Here is a 21,369-nt window from a genome sequence, read left to right as displayed (position 1 = left end):
CCGGGGATCCACCCTAGTGGGCAGGTCAGGGGCGGACTGCGGGGGCGTCAGCGACGGGTGCAAGGCGCCTCGGCGGCGCTCCTGCCGGCGGGTTCGGCTCCTCAGGAGCCGCTCGCGGCGGAGGCATGACGAGCCCTCAGATTCGCCTTGACCAGCGTCCGCCCGAAGTCCCACATCAGGCCGCCGCCGCCGTGGGCATCGTCCATGACGGCCGTGAACGCCGCCACGAACCGGTCCACCTCCCGCTCGCCGATGATCAGCGGCGGAATCAGCTTGATGACCTCCAGGTGGTCGCCGGAGACCTGGGTCAGGATGCGGTGCCGCTGCAACAGCGGCACCACCACCATCTGCGCGAACAGCCCCTTGCGCGCCGCCTGCAGCATCGTCCAGCGGCTCCGTAGGCCCAGCGACGTGGGGCGGCCGAACTCGATGCCGATCATCAGGCCGCGGCCCCGTACGTCGTGCAACAGCTCGTACCGGTCGACGAGGGCGGCGAGCCTGCCGCGCAGCAGGTCGCCGGTGTGCCGGGCGTTGGCGACCAGCTGCTCGTCCTCCATCACCGCGAGCACCGCCAGACCGGCCGCCATCGCCTGGGCGTTGGCGCCGAAGCTGGCGGAGTGCACCAGCACCCGGTCCATGGACGAGTAGACCTTCTTGAAGATCCAGTCCTTGCCCAGGGTCGCCCCGACCGGGACGTAGCCGCCGGACAGCGCCTTGGCCACGCACACCAGGTCCGGTTCGACGCCGTCCTCGTGCTGATGGGCGAAGAAGTCGCCGGTGCGGCCGAGGCCGGTCTGCACCTCGTCGGCGATCAGCAGGGCCTTGTGCCGGTACAGCAACTCCTGTGCGGCGCGCAGGAATCCGGGTGGGGTGGGGTGGACGCCCTTGCCCTGGATCGGCTCGACCACGAAACCCGCCACATCGCCGCGCCGCAGCTCCCGTTCCAGCGCGTCCAGGTCGCCCAGTGCGATGGCGGTGTCGGGCAGCAGCGGGGCGAAGCCGTCCCGGAAGCCGTCCTCGCCGTTGACCGAGAGCGAGCCGGTGGTCAGGCCGTGGAAGGCGTGGGTGCAGTAGACGATGCGCGGTCTGCCGGTGGCGTAGCGGGCGAACTTCAGGGCAGTCTCGATGGCCTCGGTGCCGCTGTTGCCGAAGAACACCCGGTCGAGGTGGGGTGCGTGGGCCAGCAGCTGCTCGGCCAGCAGCCCGGGCAGCGGCTGGCAGTCGAAGCGGGTGAGGTCCGGCAGGTCGGCGTCCAGCACGTCGTGCAGCGCCTTGCGGACGACGGGGTGGTGCCGGCCCAGGCCCATCACACCGAACCCGGCGAGCATATCCAGGTAGTCCTGGCCCTCGTGGTCGAAGAAGTAGGCGCCCTCGGCCCGCTCGTAGACCTTGTCGAAGCCGAGGGTGTGCAGCATCCGCGGCAGCTGGTGGTTGAGGTACCGGCTGTGCAGCTCATAGCGCTCACCGCCGCGCTCGGCGAGCAGCTCGGTCAGGTCGAATCCGGTCACGGGGTGTTCTCCTTACGGGCCAGTGCGCCACTGATCCGGCCGGCGATCTCGGCCGGTGTGAGGCCGAGATCGGCCAGCAGCTCACCGCGTCTGGCATGCGGCAGGAACTGGTCGGGGATGCCGAAGGCGCGCAGCGGCACATCGACGTCGGCGTCCCGCAGCGCCTGCCCGACCGCCCAGCCGATGCCGCCGTTGACGGAGTTGTCCTCGACGACGGCCACCATGGCGTGCTGGGCGGCGAGCGGAGGGAGGGCCGGATCGACCGGTTTGACCCAACGGGGGTCGACGATGGTGGTGTCGACGCCGCGGGCGGCGAGCAGTTCGGCCACCCGCAGGCAGACCGGGGCCATCACCCCGACCGCGATCAGCAGGACGTCGGGGTGGGGGTCGCGGTGCAGCACATCGACGCCGCCGATCCGGTCCACGGCCGGGACCGGGTCGTCGACCGCCTCCTTGGGGAAGCGGAGGACGGTCGGGGCGTTGCGCACCTCCAGCGCCTCCCGCAGCTGGGCGCGGAGCTGGTCGGCGTCGCGCGGTGCGGCGATCCGCAGCCCGGGTACGACGCCGAGCACCGACAGGTCCCACATGCCGTTGTGCGAGGGCCCGTCGGTGCCGGTGACCCCGGCCCGGTCGAGGACGAAGGTCACCCCGCACTTGTGCAGCGCGACGTCCATCAGGACCTGGTCGAAGGCGCGGTTGAGGAAGGTGGCGTAGACCGCGACGACGGGGTGCAGGCCGCCGGTGGCCAACCCGGCGGCACAGACCGCGGCGTGCTGTTCGGCGATGCCCACGTCCCACACCCGGTCGGGGTAGGCCTCGGCGAACTTCCCCAGCCCGACCGGCTGCAGCATGGCGGCGGTGAGGGCGACGACGTCCTCGCGTTCGGCGCCGATGCGGACCATCTCGTCACCGAAGACCTCGGTCCACGACGGCGCCCCGGGCGGGGTGGCGGGTGCGCAGGTCAGGGGGTCCATCACGCCGACGGTGTGGAAGTGGTCCGCTGCGTCGTCCAGGGCGGGCGGGTAGCCGCGGCCCTTCTCGGTCAGGCAGTGCACCAGGACGGGGCCGTGGAAGCCCGCGGCACGGCGCAGCGCGGATTCCACGGCGGCGGTGTCATGGCCGTCGACCGGGCCGAGGTACTTCAGGCCCAGGTCCTCGAACATGCCCTGCGGGGCGATGAAGTCCTTCAGGCCCTTCTTGGCGCCGTGCAGCGTCTCGAAGAGCGGCCTGCCGACCACGGGGGTGCGCTCCAGGACGTCCTTGCCCCAGGCCAGGACCTTCTCATAGCCGTCGGTGGTGCGCAGGGTGGCCAGGTGGCCGGCCAGGCCGCCGATGGTCGGCGCGTAGGAGCGCTCGTTGTCGTTGACGACGATGATCAATGGACGGTCCTTGGCGGCGGCGATGTTGTTGAGCGCCTCCCAGGCCATGCCGCCGGTCAGCGCGCCGTCACCGATGACCGCGACCACGTGGTCGTCGCTGCCGCGCACCTGGTTGGCCTTGGCCAGGCCGTCGGCCCAGCCCAGCACCGTCGAGGCGTGGCTGTTCTCGATCACGTCGTGGACCGATTCGGCTCGCGAGGGGTAGCCGGACAGACCGCCCTTGGCGCGCAGCTTGGAGAAGTCCTGACGCCTCGTCAGGAGCTTGTGTACGTACGACTGATGGCCGGTGTCGAAGAGGATCCGGTCGGCCGGGGAGTCGAAGACCCGGTGCAGGGCCAGGGTCAGTTCGACCACGCCGAGGTTGGGGCCAAGGTGACCGCCGGTGCGGGTGACGGCGTGCACGAGGAAGTGCCGGATCTCCTCGGCGAGTCGGGGCAGGTGCTCGGCGGGAAGCGCCTTGAGGTCGCGCGGTCCCCGGATCTGTTCCAGCAGGGTCATCTGCGGTCGGTCCCCCTCTGTGCGTTCGGCTGACCGTGCCTGCCGGGGAGCCGTGGGCGGCCAGCTCCCCGGCGGCGCTCATCGCGTCATCCGCGGTTGCCCGCGACGGTCTCCTTGGCGGCCCGGAGGGACTCCTTGAGGGAGTCCATGGTGGCCAGGACGGCGGTCGGCTCGTAGCCGCAGTGCGCCATGCAGTTGGCGCAGCGGGGGTCCTTGCCGCGGCCGTACTTCTCCCAGTCGGTCTCCTCGATGAGCTCGCGGTACGTCGGGACGTAGCCGTCGCTCATCAGGTAGCAGGGGCGCTGCCAGCCGAAGAGCGAGTAGTTCGGGATCGCCCAGGCCGTGCACGAGAAGTCCGCCTTGCCCTCCAGGAAGTCCAGGAAGAGCGGGCTGTGGTTGAGCCGCCAGCGGCGCCGGTTGCCGCCGGCGAAGGCCTTCCGGAACAGCTCCCGGGTCTGTTCGACGCCCAGGAAGTGCTCCTGGTCGGGGGCCTTCTCATAGGCGTAGGCGGGCGACAGCATCATCTCGTCGACCTTCAGCTCGTCATTGAGGAAGTTCAGCACCTCGATGACGGTCTGCGGGGTGTCGGTGTTGAAGAAGGTGGAGTTGGTGGTGACCCGGAAGCCGCGCCGCTTGGCCTCCTTGATGGCCGCCACCGCCTCGTCGAAAACGCCTTCCTTGGCGACGGACTCATCGTGCCGCTCGCGCATTCCGTCGATGTGCACGGCGAAGGCGAAGAACGGGGAGGGGGTGAATTTCTCGATCTTCTTGCGCAGCAGCATGGCGTTGGTGCACAGGAAGACGTACTTCCGCTTGGCCACCAGCTGCCGGACGATCTCGTCGATCTGCGGATGCATCAACGGTTCGCCACCCGCGATGGAGACCATCGGTGCCCCGGACTCCAGCACCGCTCCGACTGCCTGCGCCACCGGCATCCGCTGCTTCAGTACGCCCGCCGGATGCTGGATCTTGCCACAGCCCTCGCACTTCAGATTGCATGCGAAGAGCGGTTCCAGCTCGACGATGAGCGGGAACTTCGTACGCCGGCGGAGCATCTTCTGTTCAAAGAGATAGGTCCCGACCCGGATGGACTGACGGAGCGGCATGGCCATCTGGCTCACCTCCTGGGGAGCAGCAAAGAACGGTGCCATTCATCGAAAACGGGGAGCACGGCGCGCAGCACTTTGAAGGCCGATATTCCACCGCGCACGGTCCCGATGCGTACGAGTTCATGTTCCGGAGCGTCCACGACCACCCGGACGGCCGCAACCGGACGGCGGCCGGCCCGCTGGGCCGCAAAGAGCGTGGCGGCGGACTCCATGTCCACCGCCACCGCTCCGGCCGCGTGCAGCTCGGCGCGCTCGGCGCCGCGTACGACGTGGTCACAGCCGCGCAGCAGGCCGCTGTGCACGGTGAGGCCGCGCTGCCGCAGGGCGGCCAGCAGCGGGCCGTTGTCACGGCACAGGACGTCCCCGGCGCCGGGCCGGTGGTCGCGGGTGGCCTCGGCGACGACCACGTCCCCGGGGCGCATGCCCGGCGCGAGCCCCGCGCAGAAGCCGCTGGCGATCACCGGGGAACGCTGGGTGCGCGACCCCTCACCCAGTGCTTTGGCCAGGGCGCGTTCGGCCGCCTGGGGGCCCATTCCGGTACGGAGCACGACCGGCTCGGGACGGTTGCCGCCGACTGCCGCGCGCCCGCCGCGCAGCGCGAACCGCTCGATGCCGAGCGCACAGGCGACCAGCAGGGGCGGGTCCGCGTCCGCGGCGGGCGGTCTCGGCATCAGGCACCCACCGGCCCGCTGGTCGGGCCCCCGCCCAGATAGCGGCCCAGGGCCGTGAGCGGGAAGACCTGGCGGTAGAGGTGGTAGTTGATGGAGAAGTCCCAGGGGAAGCCCGTCCCGGTGAAGTACGGCTCGTCCCAGGAGCCGTCCTCGCGCTGGGTATCGGTCAGCCAGCGCACCCCGCGCCGCACCGCCCTGCTCTCCCGTTCCCCAGCCGCCAGCAGCGCCATCAGGGCCCAGGCGGTCTGTGAGGCGGTTGAGGCGCCGCGCCCGGCCCACTTCTCCGGGTCCTGGTAGGAACGCTGGTCCTCGCCCCAGCCGCCGTCGTCGTTCTGCACCTGCTCCAGCCAGCGCACGGCCCGGCGCACGGCCGGATGTGAGCCGGGGATGCCGGCCGCGGCGAGCGCGGGCAGCACCGAGCCGGTGCCGTAGACGTAGTTGGTGCCCCAGCGCCCGAACCAGGCGCCGCTGGGCTCCTGTTCGGCCAGCAGCCAGGCGATGCCGCGGCGGGTGCGCGGGTCATGGGTGCGGCCGACGTCGGCGAGCATCTCGACGACATGGGCGGTGACATCGGCCGACGGCGGGTCGACGACCTCCCCGAAGTCGCAGAACGGCAGGCGGTTGGGGAAGGGGCTGGTGTTGTCGGCGTCGAAGGCGCCCCAGGCCCCGTTGCGGGACTGCATCCCGACACCCCAGCGCACCGCGCGGCGGACCGCGGCCTCGACCCGCTGCGGGTCGGGGTGCCGGACCCGGCGCAGCGCGAGGACCACCTCGGCGGTGTCGTCGATGTCCGGGTAGGTGTTGTTGTGGAACTCGAACGCCCATCCTCCGGAGGGCAGTTGGGGGCGCCGCACGCTCCAGTCACCGGTCCGGTCGATCTGCTCGGCGAGCATCCAGTCGACGGCCTTGACCAGCTGTGGATGGTCGGCGGGCACTCCGGCGTCGGCCAGCGCGATGGTGGCCAGGCAGGTGTCCCACACCGGCGATTGGCAGGCCTCGATCATCCGGACGGGCGCGCCTCCCGAACCGTCCGGCCCGGGAGGACCGTCCTGGCGCCACACGGCGAACCGGTCCAGCGAGGCGAGGCCCGACCGCAGCACCGGGTGGTCGAGGTCGTAGCCGAGGAGGTGCAGCGCGATGACGGAGTAGACGGCGGGCGGCTGGATGCCGCCCCAACAGCCGTCGTTCTCCTGGCGCTCGATGATCCAGCGGGCGGCGGAACGCATCGCGGCGCCGCGCAGCGTGCGCAGCGCGACCTTGTGGTAGAGGTGCAGCGCCTTGTCCAGGCGCTGGAAGAGGCCGTCCCAGCTGGTGGCCGGGGCGAGCGGCCGGGGCGGGTTGGGGCGGCGCGGATCGGTGTGCAGCTCGTCCAGCCCGAACGGCGCCGGGCGCACCGGGCGCTTGGCCGAGACGATGGTCAGCGGGACGATGGTCTGTCGGGCCCAGCAGCCGAAGTCATAGATGTTGAGCGGGAACCACTTGGGCAAGTAGAGGATTTCCGGCGGGAGTTCGGGCAGGTCCTGCCACTTCCACCAGCCGAAGAGCGCCAGCCAGATGCGGGTGAAGACCCGGGCGGCGGCGATACCGCCCTGTGCGCGGATCCAGACCGAGGCGTCGGCCATGTGCGGTGCGTCGGGCTCGTCCCCGGCGAGCCGGAGGGCGACATAGGCCTCGATGGTGGCGGAGAGTTCGCCGGGCCCGCCGTAGAAGGTGGCCCAGGTGCCGTCCGGACGCTGCTCCGCACGGATGTGGCGGGCCGCGGCCTGAGTGAGCTCCGGGTCCTGGATTCCCAGGAACTGACGGAGCAGCAGGTCCTCGGCGTCCATGGTGACGTTGGTCTCCAGGTCCCCCTTCCACCAACCGGCGGGGTCCTGGAGCGACAGCAGGTAGTCGGTGGCGCGGGCGGTGGCGCGCCGGGCCGACTCCGCCGTGTCGTCGAGTACGGCGGTCCGGGTGCCGTCGGTCGGTTCGGTTGTTTCAGCTGTGGCTTCGTTGGCCGCGGGGGCCCGGGGCGGCAGCGCCCCGGTGCTTCCGTCGGTCGTCGCTGTCATGGCTTCCCCTTCTGCAGTGAACTGTCAATGCGTGTTCAGGGATTCCGTCGGCCGATGCCCGGCTGGCACCGGCCGGCGACTGCGAACTATGCGGCGTCGATGGCGATCATCTCTCGCGTACGACGACGAAGTCCGCGAGCGCGACGAGCTGTGCGCGGACCTGCTCCGGCATCTCGATCTCGTTCAGCGCGGCGATGGCGGTGGCGTGCTGGCGACGGGCCTCCTGGGAGGTCCACTCGCGCCCGCCGGCCTCCTCGATGAGGGCGGCGCGGGAGGCGAACTCCTCCTCGGTGAAGTCGGCGATCTCGCTCTCGCTCTTCTTGGCGTCGGCCGCCAGGATGCCGGCCAGCCGCTCGGAGGCCGGGCCGCCGGCGTCCAGCGCGGCGACGACCGGCAGCGACTTCTTGCGCTGGCGCAGGTCGCTCCAGGTCTGCTTGCCGGTGGCCTCCGGGTCGCCCCAGATGCCCAGCAGGTCGTCGACGGCCTGGAAGGCGAGGCCGAGGTGGTAGCCGTACGTCTCCAGGGTGTCCGCGGTGCGGTCGTCGGCGCCGCCGAGCACCGCACCGATGGAGACCGCGCAGGCCAGCAGCGCGCCGGTCTTGTTGCCCTCCATCTCCAGGCACTCCTCGACGGTGACCCGCTCGCGGTGCTCGTAGGAGATGTCCTGCGCCTGGCCGTCGATGAGCTTGCGGCTGGCCAGGGTCAGCCGGCGGGTGGCGCGGCCGGCGTCGACCGTGCCGAGCTCCAGCAGTATCTCGTTGGCGAGGGCGAACAGCGCGTCACCGACCAGGATCGCCTGGGCGGGGCCGTGCACCTTCCACACCGTGTCGCGGTGCCGGCGCTGCTCGTCGCCGTCCATGAGGTCGTCGTGCAGCAGCGAGAAGTTGTGCACCAGCTCGACGGCGACCGCGCCGGGGATGCCGACCTCCGGAGCCGCTCCGGCGACCTCGGCCGACAGCAGGGCGAGCGCGGGGCGCACCGCCTTGCCACCGTCACCCGCCGCGGGCCGGCCCTCGGCGTCGATCCAGCCGAAGTGGTAGGCGGCGACGGTGTTCATGGGGGGAGCGAGCCGGTCCACGACGGCACGCAGCACGGGAGTGGCGAGGGTCCGCCCGCGCTCCAGCAGCGCGGTGACGCTCGCGGTGTCGATAGCTGGGGAAGCCGGATTCACGGTTTCTCCTCTGTTTCCGGTGCTCGTGCTCGTGCGAGCGCTCGTACTCGTAGTCATGCCGCCTCCTGAGGCAACTGGCCTTGGGGGAAGCCGAGTTCGTTGAGTGCCTCGCGAGCGGCGGCGGTGCCGCTGCGAACAGCGCTCTCCATCGTCGCGGGCCACCCGGTGGCGGTCCACGCACCGGCCAGGAACAGGCCGGGGGCTTGGGTGCGGGCGGCGGGGCGGAGCCTGCCGACGCCCGGGGCGGGGGCGAAGGTCGCGGTGCGTTCGCGGGTGACGAAGAAGTCCAGCACGCGGGCGCCCCGGGCGGCCGGCAGCAGCCGCTCCAGCTCGGGAAGGTAGCGGGCGCGCAGCTTGGCGACCGGCTGGTCGATCTCCTCCTGGGCGGCGGACTGCGACACGGCGAGGTACTGGCAGTGCGCGTTCCCGGCGGTACGGGTCATCCCGGAGGCGTCGGTGCGGTCGAACACCCACTGGACCGGCGAGCCGACGGCGGCGAAGAACGGGCGGCGCAGCACCTTGCGGTCGTAGACCACATGGAGGTTGAGGATCGGGGCGGTGCCGATGTCCAGCAGCCGGTCCTTGCCGTCCAGCGCCCCGTCGGGCAGCAGCCCGTGCGTCTCGCGCTGCGGCACGGCCAGCACCACGGTGGCCGCGGTGAGCTGCTCGGTGCCGTGCGGGCCGTTCTCCACCGTGACCCGCCAGCCGTCGTCGGCGCGCTGTACGGCGGTGGCGCGGGTCCGCAGGGCGATGCGCACCCCGGCCTTCTCCAGCGCCGTACGGGCGAGGTCGTCGTGGACGTCGCCGAGCGGGACGCGGGCCCAGCCGATGTCGGCGGCGCCGGGGGCGGACAGCAGCCCGGTCTGGAAGACCTTGGCGGCCAGACCCATCGAGGCGTCGGCAGCACGGGCGTTGAGGGTGGCGATGCCGACCAGGTCCCACAGCGCCTCCACGGCACGGGCGGACTGGCCGTGCCGGCGCAACCAGGTGGCGAAGTCGATGCCGTCCAGCGCGGGGTCGGCCGGGTCCAGGCCCTTGAGCGCGAGGGTGGCCCGCACCACCCCGGCCCGCTCGGCCGGTGACAAGTGCGGGTAGCTCGCGAGGCTCTTGGTGAGGTGCAGCGGGACGGGCAGCGCGGTGCGGCGCAGCCGGCCGAGCCGCATCCGGTCGGCGTCCAGCACGGGGACGTCCATCCGGTCCTGGAGCGGGACGAGGCGGGCCGCGCCCAGCCGGCCCAGCAGCCGGCCGTAGGCGGTGCAGCAGCGCAGGTAGACGTGCTGGCCGTTGTCCACGCTCAGCTCGCCGACGGCGCTGTCGCGGCGGAAGGAGAAGACCAGCCCGCCCAGCCGCGGCCGGCCCTCGACGAGGGTGACCGGCAGCCCGGCATCGGCCAGGGCGAGCGCCGCGGTCGTGCCCGCGAGGCCGCCCCCGATGACCACCGCTGAGGTGGCGTGCGCCGTCATCCGTTCTCCCCCCGTACTGCTGAGAGTGACGCAGCCGGCCCGTGGAGGGTTGCCCGGCGTGGTGACGCGGGGTCACCGCTGTCGTGCGCGGCCGGGCGGATCATCCACGCCTCCGGACGGTCTGCCGGCGGCCGATCGCCCGCGCGTCGAGCCCGGACAGCCCGCGCACCGCGACGAACGCCTTCTCCCGGCCGGGCAGCGAGACCCGGCCGCGCAGCACCGCCTCGGGGTCGGCGGCGATCCGGGTGAGCAGGCGGTGGTAGATGCCGGCCATCGCGGCCACGCAGGCACCGCTGCGCCTGTCGAGCATCGGGAGCAGCTGGAAGCCCTCGGCGAACAGTGCCCGGGCCCGCTTGACCTCGTAGTGCACCAGGCCGGTGAAGTCCGAACCGGGCGGCGGTACTGGGCGCTCGAAGCCGGCCGAGCAGCCGAACTTGGCCAGGTCCTCGGCCGGCAGGTAGGTCCGGCCGTTGCCGGCGTCCTCGCGAACGTCCCGGAGAATATTGGTCAGTTGGAGGGCGAGGCCGAGCGTGTCGGCGTACTCGAAGGCGCGCTCGGCGTCCGGTGCGCCCGGCGCCGTGCCGAACACGCCCAGCGAGAGCCGGCCGATGGCGCCGGCGACGCAGCGGCAGTAGACCTTCAGCTCGTCCCAGGTCTCATAGGTCTCGCCGCGCACATCGGCCAGCACGCCGTCGATCAGCTCGTCCAGCGCGTCCAGCGGGATGGGGAAGCGCCCGGCGGCGTCGGCGAGGGCGACGGCCACCGGGTCGGTGTCGTCCTCCTCGATCCGGCCGTCCTTGATGCGGGCCAGCAGCGCCCGGGTGTCCTCCAGCCGCTGCTGCTTGGCCGGGGCCTGCAGTTCGCCGTCGCCGATGTCGTCGACCCGGCGGGAGAAGGCGTAGAGCGCCGACATGGCGTGCCGCTTGTCGGTCGGCAGGAGCCTGATGCCGTAGGCGAAGTTGCGTGCCTGCTGCCCGGTGACGGTCTCGCAGTAGCGGTATGCAGCGAGCACCGGCGCGGACATCTGTGTGGTTGCCTCCACGGTCCGACTCACCCCTCTCTTCGCAATGTCGCCCCGACCTCGCGCAGCAGGCTGAGCTTGGTTGGCTTGGGCGGTCCAGGGAGTACGTCGTGTTCGGCGGCCGCGACCGCCTGGAGTGCGGCGCGCCCGCCGGCGACAAAACCGGCCAGCAGCAGCTTGAGTCTGCCGTGGACGCTACCCACCAGCGGGGTGCCTTCATTCAGCAGCTCACGGGCGCGTTCCGCCTCGTAGGCGATCAGTGCGCGCACCGATGCGCCCCCGCTCGGGGCGGCCAGATCGGCCTCGGTGACACCGAAGCGTTTCAGGTCCTCGGCGGGGAGGTAGATGCGGTCTCGCCCGAGGTCCTCGGCCACGTCCTGGATGTGCTCGACGATCTGCAGGGCGGTGCAGACCGCGTCCGAACGACGGATCCGCTCGGGGGACGAGGTACCGGTGATGCCGAGGACGAGCCGTCCGACCGGGTTGGCGGAGAGCTCGCAGTAGGCGACCAGGTCGTCGTAGGTGGTGTAGCGGCTGACCCGCTGGTCCTGGCGGTTGGCCTCGATCAGGCCGAGGAACGGCTCGGGAGTGAGTTCACAGCGGCGGACGGTCGGGCCGAGCCGGCGCATCAGCGGGTGCCGGGGGCCGGGCGCCCGGTCGCTGAAGACGCGCCGCAGATCCGCCTCCAGCGCGTCGAGCAGTGCGGGACGGTCGTCGTACTGGGCGCGGTCCAGTCCGAGGAGGACGGCATCGCCGCCACCGGGTGCGAGGTCGCCGTCTCCGATGTCGTCGACGAGCCGGGCGAAGCCGTAGACGGCCGTCAGATCGGCCCGCCACGCGCGGGGCAGAAAGAACGGCGCGACCGGGAAGTTCTCGTGTGCGGCCTGATCGAGCACGGTGCGCGTCTGGTCCCGCCCGTCACCCGCCGCCACCCTTCGGAGGAAGGCGCGACGCGCCCGGTCGTTGTCTCGGCTCACCGTGGGCTGCCCGGCGCATTTCGGTGCCGGAGCGAACCAGTAGCCATTGCCGTCACGTCTCCCGTTCTACACCGCCAAGCCAAAACATCCTATTTCGGACACGCCGCACTGGACGACGCGCCCTGATCGAGCCCTCATCGCCGTCTTGGGTGAGCTATGCCCGACATGCACCACTTGTGCGCTTCGGCACCCGTACAGCTTACGCCGTACAGCTGGCCGGCAGCCGAGCGGGTACCGACAGCCCGGGCCCACCGTCCGGTCAACATCGGCAAAGGCCCGAACAGTTCCCGAACCCGGCAGAGTTGACCATCTCTTCACCGTGAAGGCCTCCGCGAGGCGGTGTCGCGGAGGCCTTCGGGTGCGGAGGGGCTACTTGCCCGTCTCCTTCTCGTACGCCTTGATGACCTCGTCGGTCGGGCCGTCCATCAGCAGCTCGCCGCGCTCCAGCCACAGCACCCGGTCGCAGGTGTCCCGGATGGACTTGTTGTTGTGGCTCACCAGGAAGACCGTGCCGGCCTCCTTGCGCAGCTCGCGGATGCGGGCCTCGGAGCGCTTCTGGAAGGCGCGGTCACCGGTGGCCAGCGCCTCGTCAATCATCAGTACGTCGTGGTCCTTGGCCGCCGCGATGGAGAACCGCAGGCGGGCCGCCATACCGGAGGAGTAGGTCCGCATCGGCAGCGAGATGAAGTCGCCCTTCTCGTTGATGCCCGAGAAGTCGACGATGCCGTCGTAGCGCTCGCGGATCTGCTCGCGGGACATGCCCATCGCCAGCCCGCCGAGGACGACGTTCTTCTCGCCGGTCAGGTCGTTCATCAGGGCCGCGTTGACGCCCAGCAACGAGGGCTGGCCGTGGGTGTAGACCTTGCCGCGCTCGGCCGGCAGCAGACCGGCGACCGCCTTGAGCAGGGTCGACTTGCCCGAGCCGTTGGAGCCGATCAGGCCGATCGACTCGCCCCGGTAGGCGGTGAAGGACACGCCCTTGACCGCGTGCACCTCGCGCACACCGGCGGACGGCCTGCGGCGGATGATCCGGTTGAGCGCCGCGGTGGCACTGCCCTTGCCGGCACCGGTGCCGTAGACCCGGTAGACGATGTGCAGATCGTCCGCGATCACCGTCGGGATGCGCGCCTCGGCCGCCTCGGTCGGCTGAACGCCGTTCTTCTGCTCAGCCACGTCCGTACCGCTCCTCAGCCTTCCAGAAGTACACGAAGCCGACGACGCCCATCAGCAGCGCCCAGCCCCCGGCGAACGCCCACACGTGGTGCGGCAGCTGCGCCTTGGTGAAGCTGTCGATCAGGGCGAAGCGCATCAGGTCGATGTAGACCGCCGCCGGGTTGCCGTTCAGCAGGACCTCGACGAACGCCGGGACGTGCTTGCCCTTGAGGATCAGGTCGATGCTGAACATCACGCCGGACGCGTACATCCAGGTCCGCATGATGAACGGCATCAGCTGCGCCAGGTCCGGCGTCTTGGCGCCCAGGCGGGCCATCACCATCGCCAGCCCGGTGTTGAACACGAACTGCAGCGCCAGCGCCGGGATCGCCAGCAGCCACGACCAGGTCGGCATCTGCCCGAAGCCCAGCAGGATGACGACCAGCACACCCATGGAGAACAGCAGCTGCTGGAGCTGCATCAGGCAGAACGAGATCGGCAGACAGGCCCGCGGGAAGTGCAGCGCCCGCACCAGCCCCAGGTTCCCCGAAATCGCCCGGGTCCCCGCCATCACCGAGCTCTGGGTGAAGGTGAAGATGAAGACGCCGGTCACCAGGAACGGGACGAAGTCCGGAACGCCCTTCCGGGTACCGATGAGCAGGCCGAAGATCAAGTAGTAGACCGCCGCGTTCAGCAGCGGGGTGGCGACCTGCCAGACCTGCCCCAGCTTGGCCTGGCTGTACTGCGCGGTCAGCTTGGCGCTGGCGAAGGCGGAGATGAAGTGCCGCCGGTGCCACAGCTGCCGGACGTACTCCGGGAGGCCGGGGCGGGCCCCGCTCTGCGCGAGCCCGTACTTCTGGGCCCGCTGAACAGGGGTGAGCCCTTCGTCGGAGGCTGGCGGGGCACTCATGGCGACCGCACTGTCGTGCGTGGTCTCGCTCACAGTTGACACTTTCGTCCTCAAGGTGCGCTGCCGGGGCCACGCCCCGGTGCGCGCTGATGCTCTTCAGATACGAGCTTGTCAGATCACGGGAGGGCGGCCCAGTCGGGTCAGTCGCCAAACGGTAGCCCACTTCATGGGGCGCCTGGGACCGCACGGGGTGGCCCAGCCCTCCCGGAAGCCGCCCAGCCAGGCCCGCAGGGCCGGCCGCGAGGGCCGCCGGGCGAGGGTCAGCAGGATCCAGACACCGAGATAGACCGGAACCAGGGGGGCGGGGAGGTTGCGACGCGCCAGCCAGACGCGGTTCCGGGCCACCATGCGGTGGTAGACCGCGTGCCGGGCCGGCGCCGTCGTCGGGTGGTACAGAACCATGTCCGACCGGTAGTCGATCAGCCAGCCGGCGTCCAGCGCCCGCCAGGCCAGGTCGGTCTCCTCATGGGCGTAGAAGAAGTCGTCGGGCAGCCCGCCGACCTCGGCGAAGACCTTCGTGCGGACCGCGTTGGCGCCGCCGAGGAAGGTGGTCACCCGCGAGGAGCGCATCGGATCGGAGGCGCGCAGCCGCGGGACGTGGCGGCGCTGGGTCTCACCGGTGTCCGGATCGGCGATCCGGAAGCTGATGATCCCCAGCTCGGGGTCCGCGGCGAACGCCTCGCGGCACAGCTGGGCGGTGTCCTCCCTGGCCAGCAGCCCGTCGTCGTCCAGGAACAGCAGGATGTCGACGTCGCTGCCGCCGGGGCCGAACGCCTCGATGCCGGCGTTGCGGCCGGCCGGGATGCCGACGTTCTCCGGCAGCTCGACGGTGCGTACGTCCAGTCCGGGAACCGTCAGCTCGGGCAGCGGTGAGCCGTTGCCGACCACCGCGATCTCGACCTGGTCGCCGTCCTGCTTGGCGACCGAGTCCAGCAGCGCGCGCAGCTCCTCGGGGCGGTTGCCCATGGTGATGATCACCGCACCGACCCGCATACCGGTGTCCATACCCGCCCCCGTCACTTGAGCCTGCTGGAGGCGAGGATGGACACCAGGTGCAGCAGCGTCTGGAGCACCGCGATGCCGGCGAGCACGGCGACGCCGAGGCGGGAGAAGAACAGGTCGCCCCGGACGGTGTCCAGGATCGCCAGGACCAGGATCAGCAGGGACGCCTCGACCCCGAGGACCAGCCGGTGGAACTTCAGCGCCGCGGCGGCCTTACGGGCCAGCGCCATCCCGGACGAGCGCGGCTCGGACGCCGCCTCCTTCACCGGCGGCAGCCCGCCCTGGTGCCGGGCGACGCCGACCAGGTCGGTCTCCGCCTTGATCAGGATGGCGCCGAGGGCGGCGAGGGTGCCGAGGAAGGCCCACAGCCAGTCGATCCTCCCTGTGCCCCACAGGTCAGCGGCGCGCAGGCCGAAGCCGACCAGGACCGCGGCGTCGCACAGGTAGGCGCCGACCCGGTCCAGGTACACCCCGCCGAGCGAGAACTGCTTCTTCCAGCGGGCGACCTCGCCGTCGACGCAGTCGAGCAGCAGGTAGAGCTGGACCATCAGCACGCCGAGCACGGCGCCCGCGATCCCCGGCACCAGCAGTGCCGGGGCGGCGAGGACGCCGAAGACGGTCATCAGATAGGTCAGCTGGTTGGGCGTGACCCGCGTGTTCACCAGGTGCCGGTCGATGCGCAAGGAGATCTCGCGCATGTAGAGCCGGCCGGCCCAGTGCTCACCGCTGACCCGGTCCTTCACCCCCTCGGGGTGCACGACCGGGCGGAGTTCAGCTACTGACGGCTTGTGCATAGTCGGCGTAAGCGTCCCTGATCTGGTCGGTGGACAGGTCGAGGTGCTCCAGGATGGTGTAGCGCCCCGGGCGGGTCTTGGGTGCGTAGGCGACGGCCTCGACGAACTCCTCGTCCGTGAAGCCGATTTCGCCCGGCGTGACCGGCAGCCCGTGCCGGCGCAGCACCTCGACCATCAGGTCACGGGTCTCCTTGTCCCCGCGCAGGTGCGTGGCGAAGGCGGCACCGAGGCCGCACTGCTCGCCGTGGCTCGCCGCCCGCTTGGGGTAGAGGATGTCCAGCGCGTGGTTGATCTCGTGGCAGGCGCCGGACGCGGGGCGGCTGTCGCCGGCCACCGACATCGAGATGCCGGTGAGGACCAGGCCTTCGGCCAGCACCTGGAGGAATCCGTCGTCACCGACGCCGCCCGGGTGCCGCAGCACGGCCTCGCCGGCCTGGCGCGCCATGGCGGCGGCCAGCCCGTCGATCGACTCGCCGGTCTCGCGGTGCGAGAGCTCCCAGTCCGCGACCGCGGAGATGTTGGAGATCGCGTCGCCGATGCCGGAGCGGACGAACCGGACCGGAGCCTCGCGGATGATGTCGAGGTCGATCACCACGGCGATCGGGTTCGGCACACCGTACGAGCCGCGGCCCGCGTCGTTGTCCAGCGTGGCCACCGGCGAGCACAGGCCGTCGTGCGACAGGTTCGTCGCAACGGCGACCAGCGGCAGGCCGATCCGCGCCGCGGCGAACTTGGCGCAGTCGATGATCTTGCCGCCGCCGAGGCCCACGACCGCGTCGTAGTGCCCCTTCTTCATGGCGTCGGCCAGCTTGATCGCGTCGTCCAGCGTGCCGCCGTCGACCTCGTACCACTCGGCGCCCGGCAGTGCGGGCGACAGCCGCTCGCGCAGCCGCGCCCCCGAGCCGCCGCTGATCGCGATGGCCAGCTTGCCGGACGCGGAGATGCGCTGATCGGCCAGCAGGCCCGCCAGGTCGTCCAGGGCGCCGGCGTTGATGTCAACGACGACCGGGGACGGAATGAGGCGGGTCAGTACTGGCATGCGATGTCACGGCCCTTCGCCAGGTCGTCGTGGTTGTCGATCTCGACCCACTTGACGTCGCCGATCGGCGCCACGTCCACCTTGAAGCCGCGGTTGACCAGCTCCTGGTAGCCGTCCTCGTAGTAGAGGTCGGGGTCGCGCTCGAAGGTGGTCTTCAGGGCGTCGGCCAGCTCCTCGGCGGCCTCGCCCTCGATGAGGGTGACGCCGATGTACTCACCGGTCGCCTCGGCCGGGTCCATCAGCTTGGTGATCTTCTGGACGCCCTTGGCGGGGTCCACGACGACCTTCATCTCCTCGTCGGCGAGCTGCTTGACGGTGTCCAGCGCGAGGATGATCTTCTGGCCGTTGCCGCGGGCGGCGAGCAGGGTCTTCTCGACGGAGACCGGGTGCACGGTGTCGCCGTTGGCGAGGATCACGGTGTGCTTGATCGAGTCACGGCCGCACCACAGGGAGTAGGCGTTGTTCCACTCCTCGGCCTTGTCGTTGTCGATGAGGGTGAGCTTGAGGCCGTACTTCTGCTCCAGGGCCTCCTTGCGCTCGTAGACGGCCTCCTTGCGGTAGCCGACGATGATCGCGACCTCGGTCAGGCCGATCTCGGCGAAGTTGCCGAGGGTCAGGTCGAGGATGGTGGTGTCCCCGTCGACCGGCACCAGAGCCTTCGGCAGGGTGTCGGTGTAGGGGCGCAGACGCCGTCCGGCGCCGGCGGCCAGCACGAGGCCGATCATGCGGGTTCTCCTTCATCGTGTACGGCGGGTGCTTGGGAGGACACCCAGAAGCGGATGCTCTCGATGAGCACCAGCAGCGCCAGGACCACGGCCAGGGCCGTGAGCGCGATTGTGAAACCTTGAGGGGACAGTGCGGCCGCGAGGACGGTGACCACAAGGGTCCGTCCCTCGGCACCACCGGTCGCCCGTACCAGCCACCGCGGCGGGGCTCCGGTGCCACCGCGGATGCGGTAGACCGTGTCGTAGTGATGGTAGGCGACCGCTGCGACCAGCCCGAACGCCGCGGGCAGGGCCCCGGGGACGTCCGCCCGGGCGGCCAGCACCAAGATCGTGACGTACTCGCCGGCCCGGAAGAAGGGCGGGACGAGCCAGTCGAGGGCGCCCTTGAGCGGCCGGGACACCGCCGCGCCGGCCAGCAGCGCGGAGCAGGCGGCGACGCCGACGGTGAGCCAGGACGCGGGGTGGTCCTCGAAGATCACCCAGACCAGCAGCACCGCGGCCGAGAGAAACGCCATAGCGGGCGCCAGGTACGAACCGGTCCGGCCGCGGCCGCGCGCGCCAGCGGCGATCAGCTCGGCGAGCGGCCCGGAGTCGGCGAGGTCGGCCAGCGCCTGGGCGGCCCGGTCGGTGCGGCGGGCCCGGCGGGTCAGCGAGCGCAGCACCCGGCCGGCGGTGGTGTAGCAGGCGGCCAGCGCACAGCCGACGAGCAGGGCGTAGAAGACGATGCGCGGGGTGGTCAGCGCGGTGAGCACGGCGATCATGGCCCAGCGCTCACCGATCGGCAGCACGATCATCCGGCGGACCCAGACCGTCCAGCCGACGCTGTCGAGCTTGTCCGAGAGCGCGGCGGTGGGGCTGGTGTTGGCGGTGGCGTCGTGGTTCGCCTCGTTGAACGAGAAGTCGACGACGTGGCGGCAGGTCTGCAGCACCATCGCGCCGAGCGCCAGCGCCCACACATCGTCATGGCCCCCGCCGCGGGCCGCCCCCAGGGCGAGCCCCGCGTAGTAGGCGTACTCCTTGGCCCGGTCGAAGGTGGCGTCCAGCCAGGCGCCCATCGTCGAGTACTGCAGGGAGTAGCGGGCGAGCTGCCCGTCGGTGCAGTCCAGGACGAAGGAGAACAGCAGCAGGAAGCCGGCGGCGATGAAGCCGGCGCGGCTTCCGGTGGCCGCGCAGCCGGCCGCGATCAGCGCGGTGAGCAGGGAGGCGGTGGTGACCTGGTTGGGGGTGAGCCCGCGGCGCGCGCACCAGCGCGCGAGGTACCGGGAGTAGGGGCTGATGCAGTAGGTGGTGAAGAAGCCGTCGCGGGACTTCACCGCGGTGCGCAGCCGCACCGCCTCGTCGTCGACGGCCGCGACGGCCTCCCGGGCCTGCTCGCGCTCCGCGGGCGTGAGGGCGACGGTGGCGACCAGGCTGCCCAGCTCGACGCGGTGCAGCCCGACCTCGTCGCGCTCCAGGGAGTCGCTGAGGGTTTCGGTGAGGACGTCCGTGAGGTGGGCGGTGCCGGCGCCGACCGGGATCCGGCCGACCGCCCGGTCCAGCGCGGGGCGCGCCTCGGGCTGCACGGTGAGTGCGCCGGGGACGGCCGCGGCCGGGAAGCGGGGGTCGGTGAGGGCGAGCCGCAGGGCGTGCAGATGGCCGACGAACCGGGGGTCGACGACGGCGATCCGCTGCTGCGCGGGGGCGTCGGCGATCAGCTCGGCGGCGGACGTGGGATCGTTCGCCGTACGGACGTCGAAGCCCAGCGCGCGCAGGTCGGCTTCGAGCGGCGACCCGGCGACCGGCGGACCGGTGAGGATGGCGGTCGACAGACGAACTCACTCCTTGGATGCTGACAAGGCAGCACGGGCCGGTCCGCAGTCGATCCGCATTCGATACGAACTACCCGGGCAGCGGGCGTGGCACACCAGGCGCCCCGGAGGGCTGGGTGGCACGTCGGCAGAGGCTATCGGATCGCCGGATCGGCCGTTCACCGCACATTCACCGCACGATCGAGTGACCGACGGCTGCGCCTGCCGCGATCATCATGGTGGATCGGGCGGTCCATGAACAACTGGCCGACGGCCCGGGCCTCCGATCCGGTGCCGGATATGAGAGGGCTGGTCACGGGGCGGGCGGCTTGTTCCGGGGCAGGTGTGGCGAGAGCCATCCCCGGTCCGGGGGCGCGCTCGCGCCCGGGAGCGGCCGGCGGGCCGTGGGACACCGCCCAGGAGCGGGGGCGGCGGAGCGGCGCGGATGTGGCACCTCTCACGGCCGGCGCACGCGGTGGTCGGTGCGCGCGTTGTTGCGCCGCGCACCCGCTGTGCCGCTGATCAGGACCCGGCTAGGGCAGACTTGGCGTCGGAAGACCGACGACAAGGATGGGCATGCCGATCACACCTGCCAACGGACAGACCGCCGGAGACGCGGCGGTGAGCACGCCGGGCGGCGCCGCCGAACCGATCATGCTGGAGCTGGTCGACGAGGACGGCACGACGATCGGCACCGCGGAGAAGCTCGCGGCGCACCAGCCTCCCGGGCAGCTGCACCGGGCGTTCTCGGTCTTCCTCTTCGACGAGAAGGGGCGGCTGCTGCTCCAGCGCCGGGCGCTGGGGAAGTACCACTCCCCCGGTGTGTGGTCCAACACCTGCTGCGGGCACCCGTATCCCGGTGAGGCTCCGTTCGTGGCCGCGGCCCGCCGGACCGCGGAGGAGCTGGGGCTGGCGCCGGCGCTGCTCGCGGAGGCGGGCACGGTGCGCTACAACCACCCCGATCCGGACTCCGGGCTCGTGGAGCAGGAGTACAACCACCTCTTCGTGGGGCTGGTGCGGGCCGAGCCGGCCCCGGACCCGGACGAGGTCGGCGAGATCGCGTTCGTGACGCCGCAGGAGCTGGCCGAGCGGCACGCCGCGGTGCCGTTCTCCTCGTGGTTCATGACGGTGCTGGACGCCGCACGCCCGGCGGTGCGCGAACTCACCGGGCAGTCGGCGGGCTGGTAGTCGACGGGGTGAGCGGAAGCTCGGCCCAGATGGCCTTGCCGCCGTTCACCGTGTGCTCGACGTCGCATTTGCCGCCGGCCTCGGCCGTGAGCGTCTTCACCAGCCACAGCCCACGGCCACCGACATCCCCCTCTTCCGCCTCCAGTGCCTTGGGGCGGTAGGGGTGGTTGTCCTCCACCGCGAGCCGTAGCCAGTTCGCGCCGATGGTGACCTGTACGGCGATCTGCGGGGAGAGCAGGGCGGCGTGCTGGACCGCGTTGGTGACCAGTTCGGAGACGATGAGCAGCAGACCGGCCAGGGTGTCGGCCGCGATGGGTACGTGCTGTTCGGTGAGCAGATCCCGGACTGCGTGGCGGGCCTGCGGCACCGAGGCCTCCAGGGCCGGCGCGGTGAATCGCCAGACACCTTCGTACGCGAGCGGGGAGGTCAGCTCTTCGGGGGGTTCTGCGGGGGGTCCGGAAGGCATCCTCACAGGAAGAGTGTTGAGAATCCATTGGTCCGGACCGGCTTGCTGACCACAAGTCAGCACCTATCGACGGCTTTTGACTGTTCTCAAGCGAGGCGATCGACCGGACGACCGGTCCTGTTCCCTTTGTTCCCGATGCGGGGAACTCCCTCGGATGGCGACCGTACGATCCTCGCCACCGTGGCCGAGTCGCCACCTCGGCCGCACAGAACACAGCAGGTCCGGTGCCGTGGCACCGGACCTGCTGCACATCAGTAGCGGGGACAGGATTTGAACCTGCGACCTCTGGGTTATGAGCCCAGCGAGCTACCGAGCTGCTCCACCCCGCGTCGGTTGCCCCCACATTACGGGTAGGCGGCCGCAGGACCAAATCGATGATCGGACCGCCGGCCCGGGGCCGCTCCCCCGCGGCTCCACCGCGGGCCGTGACCGCCCCGTGACAGCACCTGACGGCCCGT

The 21,369-nt window shown here is 71.2% G+C and carries 19 protein-coding genes and 1 tRNA gene; 2 read left to right on the top strand and 18 right to left on the bottom strand.

Annotated features, from left to right (window positions below):
• Nucleotides 1-101 precede the first annotated feature (101 nt).
• The 16 genes from AB0G84_RS17965 to AB0G84_RS17890 form a co-directional block, all read right to left on the bottom strand.
• Nucleotides 102-1,508 (bottom strand): aspartate aminotransferase family protein, encoded by a 1,407-nt coding sequence (locus AB0G84_RS17965; RefSeq protein WP_361321195.1) that lies wholly within the window; start codon nucleotides 1,506-1,508, stop codon nucleotides 102-104.
• A complete protein-coding gene (gene dxs, locus AB0G84_RS17960; RefSeq protein ID WP_361321193.1) occupies nucleotides 1,505-3,385 on the bottom strand; it encodes a 1-deoxy-D-xylulose-5-phosphate synthase in 1,881 nt (626 codons plus the stop codon). The genes AB0G84_RS17965 and dxs overlap by 4 nt, the downstream gene beginning before the upstream one ends.
• Before the next feature lie 86 nt (nucleotides 3,386-3,471).
• Complete coding sequence (gene hpnH, locus AB0G84_RS17955) at nucleotides 3,472-4,497, bottom strand: adenosyl-hopene transferase HpnH (protein ID WP_361321191.1); 1,026 nt, start codon at nucleotides 4,495-4,497, stop codon at nucleotides 3,472-3,474.
• A 5-nt stretch (nucleotides 4,498-4,502) separates the two neighbouring features.
• Nucleotides 4,503-5,165, bottom strand: a complete 663-nt coding sequence (locus AB0G84_RS17950; RefSeq protein ID WP_361321189.1) for a 1-hydroxy-2-methyl-2-butenyl 4-diphosphate reductase — start codon at nucleotides 5,163-5,165, stop codon at nucleotides 4,503-4,505.
• Entirely contained in the window at nucleotides 5,165-7,216 is a 2,052-nt protein-coding gene (gene shc, locus AB0G84_RS17945) for a squalene--hopene cyclase (RefSeq protein WP_361321187.1), read from the bottom strand. The genes AB0G84_RS17950 and shc overlap by 1 nt, the downstream gene beginning before the upstream one ends.
• Before the next feature lie 106 nt (nucleotides 7,217-7,322).
• Nucleotides 7,323-8,387 (bottom strand): polyprenyl synthetase family protein, encoded by a 1,065-nt coding sequence (locus AB0G84_RS17940; protein WP_361321185.1) that lies wholly within the window; start codon nucleotides 8,385-8,387, stop codon nucleotides 7,323-7,325.
• Between the two features lie 53 nt (nucleotides 8,388-8,440).
• Nucleotides 8,441-9,850 (bottom strand): hydroxysqualene dehydroxylase HpnE, encoded by a 1,410-nt coding sequence (gene hpnE / locus AB0G84_RS17935; protein ID WP_361321183.1) that lies wholly within the window; start codon nucleotides 9,848-9,850, stop codon nucleotides 8,441-8,443.
• A gap of 100 nt (nucleotides 9,851-9,950) precedes the next feature.
• Nucleotides 9,951-10,904 (bottom strand): presqualene diphosphate synthase HpnD, encoded by a 954-nt coding sequence (hpnD, locus tag AB0G84_RS17930; protein WP_361321181.1) that lies wholly within the window; start codon nucleotides 10,902-10,904, stop codon nucleotides 9,951-9,953.
• Nucleotides 10,901-11,767, bottom strand: coding sequence for a squalene synthase HpnC (hpnC, locus tag AB0G84_RS17925; RefSeq protein WP_361321491.1), 867 nt, complete (start codon nucleotides 11,765-11,767; stop codon nucleotides 10,901-10,903). The genes hpnD and hpnC overlap by 4 nt, the downstream gene beginning before the upstream one ends.
• A gap of 450 nt (nucleotides 11,768-12,217) precedes the next feature.
• Nucleotides 12,218-13,021: an ABC transporter ATP-binding protein gene (locus AB0G84_RS17920; RefSeq protein WP_361321179.1), complete on the bottom strand. Its 804-nt coding sequence runs from the start codon at nucleotides 13,019-13,021 to the stop codon at nucleotides 12,218-12,220.
• Nucleotides 13,014-13,943 carry an ABC transporter permease gene (locus AB0G84_RS17915; protein ID WP_361321177.1) on the bottom strand — a complete coding sequence of 310 codons (930 nt, stop codon included), beginning with the start codon at nucleotides 13,941-13,943 and terminating at the stop codon, nucleotides 13,014-13,016. Before AB0G84_RS17915 ends, AB0G84_RS17920 begins: the two co-directional genes overlap by 8 nt.
• A 78-nt stretch (nucleotides 13,944-14,021) precedes the next feature.
• Nucleotides 14,022-14,915, bottom strand: coding sequence for a glycosyltransferase (locus tag AB0G84_RS17910; protein WP_361321175.1), 894 nt, complete (start codon nucleotides 14,913-14,915; stop codon nucleotides 14,022-14,024).
• An 11-nt stretch (nucleotides 14,916-14,926) separates the two neighbouring features.
• Complete coding sequence (locus AB0G84_RS17905; RefSeq protein WP_361321173.1) at nucleotides 14,927-15,706, bottom strand: CDP-alcohol phosphatidyltransferase family protein; 780 nt, start codon at nucleotides 15,704-15,706, stop codon at nucleotides 14,927-14,929.
• Nucleotides 15,684-16,745 (bottom strand): iron-containing alcohol dehydrogenase family protein, encoded by a 1,062-nt coding sequence (locus AB0G84_RS17900; RefSeq protein ID WP_361321171.1) that lies wholly within the window; start codon nucleotides 16,743-16,745, stop codon nucleotides 15,684-15,686. The genes AB0G84_RS17905 and AB0G84_RS17900 overlap by 23 nt, the downstream gene beginning before the upstream one ends.
• The gene (locus AB0G84_RS17895) at nucleotides 16,733-17,470 is read right to left on the bottom strand and encodes a phosphocholine cytidylyltransferase family protein (RefSeq protein WP_086720811.1); all 738 of its coding nucleotides are present in this window, start codon (nucleotides 17,468-17,470) and stop codon (nucleotides 16,733-16,735) included. The genes AB0G84_RS17900 and AB0G84_RS17895 overlap by 13 nt, the downstream gene beginning before the upstream one ends.
• Nucleotides 17,467-19,134 (bottom strand): DUF5941 domain-containing protein, encoded by a 1,668-nt coding sequence (locus AB0G84_RS17890; protein ID WP_361321489.1) that lies wholly within the window; start codon nucleotides 19,132-19,134, stop codon nucleotides 17,467-17,469. Before AB0G84_RS17890 ends, AB0G84_RS17895 begins: the two co-directional genes overlap by 4 nt.
• Here AB0G84_RS17890 and AB0G84_RS17885 point away from each other — a divergent pair.
• The gene (locus tag AB0G84_RS17885) at nucleotides 19,102-19,302 is read left to right on the top strand and encodes a hypothetical protein (RefSeq protein ID WP_361321169.1); all 201 of its coding nucleotides are present in this window, start codon (nucleotides 19,102-19,104) and stop codon (nucleotides 19,300-19,302) included. The two genes, AB0G84_RS17890 and AB0G84_RS17885, sit on opposite strands and share 33 nt — an antisense overlap.
• Before the next feature lie 531 nt (nucleotides 19,303-19,833).
• A complete protein-coding gene (idi, locus tag AB0G84_RS17880) occupies nucleotides 19,834-20,445 on the top strand; it encodes an isopentenyl-diphosphate Delta-isomerase (RefSeq protein ID WP_361321167.1) in 612 nt (203 codons plus the stop codon).
• On the opposite strand, the gene AB0G84_RS17875 is transcribed toward idi, so the two are convergent.
• Together AB0G84_RS17875 and AB0G84_RS17870 are read right to left on the bottom strand one after the other, a co-directional pair.
• Nucleotides 20,420-20,911: an ATP-binding protein gene (locus tag AB0G84_RS17875; RefSeq protein ID WP_361321165.1), complete on the bottom strand. Its 492-nt coding sequence runs from the start codon at nucleotides 20,909-20,911 to the stop codon at nucleotides 20,420-20,422. The two genes, idi and AB0G84_RS17875, sit on opposite strands and share 26 nt — an antisense overlap.
• 255 nt (nucleotides 20,912-21,166) lie before the next feature.
• Nucleotides 21,167-21,240, bottom strand: a tRNA-Met gene (locus AB0G84_RS17870).
• Nucleotides 21,241-21,369 lie beyond the last annotated feature (129 nt).

It is taken from the genome of Streptomyces sp. NPDC020742 (assembly GCF_040641675.1).
Classification (GTDB): Bacteria; Actinomycetota; Actinomycetes; order Streptomycetales; family Streptomycetaceae; genus Streptomyces.
This window is presented reverse-complemented; position numbering and strand designations above follow the sequence as displayed.

Excerpts from the sequence above, each read along its gene's own strand:
- dxs (WP_361321193.1), bottom strand. The coding sequence starts at position 3,385 with ATGACCCTGCTGGAACAGATCCGGGGACCGCGCGACCTCAAGGCGCTT.
- hpnH (WP_361321191.1), bottom strand. The coding sequence starts at position 4,497 with ATGGCCATGCCGCTCCGTCAGTCCATCCGGGTCGGGACCTATCTCTTT.
- AB0G84_RS17950 (WP_361321189.1), bottom strand. The coding sequence starts at position 5,165 with ATGCCGAGACCGCCCGCCGCGGACGCGGACCCGCCCCTGCTGGTCGCC.
- shc (WP_361321187.1), bottom strand. The coding sequence starts at position 7,216 with ATGACAGCGACGACCGACGGAAGCACCGGGGCGCTGCCGCCCCGGGCC.
- hpnE (WP_361321183.1), bottom strand. The coding sequence starts at position 9,850 with ATGACGGCGCACGCCACCTCAGCGGTGGTCATCGGGGGCGGCCTCGCG.
- AB0G84_RS17910 (WP_361321175.1), bottom strand. The coding sequence starts at position 14,915 with ATGGACACCGGTATGCGGGTCGGTGCGGTGATCATCACCATGGGCAAC.
- AB0G84_RS17905 (WP_361321173.1), bottom strand. The coding sequence starts at position 15,706 with ATGCACAAGCCGTCAGTAGCTGAACTCCGCCCGGTCGTGCACCCCGAG.
- AB0G84_RS17900 (WP_361321171.1), bottom strand. The coding sequence starts at position 16,745 with ATGCCAGTACTGACCCGCCTCATTCCGTCCCCGGTCGTCGTTGACATC.
- AB0G84_RS17895 (WP_086720811.1), bottom strand. The coding sequence starts at position 17,470 with ATGATCGGCCTCGTGCTGGCCGCCGGCGCCGGACGGCGTCTGCGCCCC.
- AB0G84_RS17885 (WP_361321169.1), top strand. The coding sequence starts at position 19,102 with ATGGCCGACGAACCGGGGGTCGACGACGGCGATCCGCTGCTGCGCGGG.
- idi (WP_361321167.1), top strand. The coding sequence starts at position 19,834 with ATGCCGATCACACCTGCCAACGGACAGACCGCCGGAGACGCGGCGGTG.
- AB0G84_RS17875 (WP_361321165.1), bottom strand. The coding sequence starts at position 20,911 with ATGCCTTCCGGACCCCCCGCAGAACCCCCCGAAGAGCTGACCTCCCCG.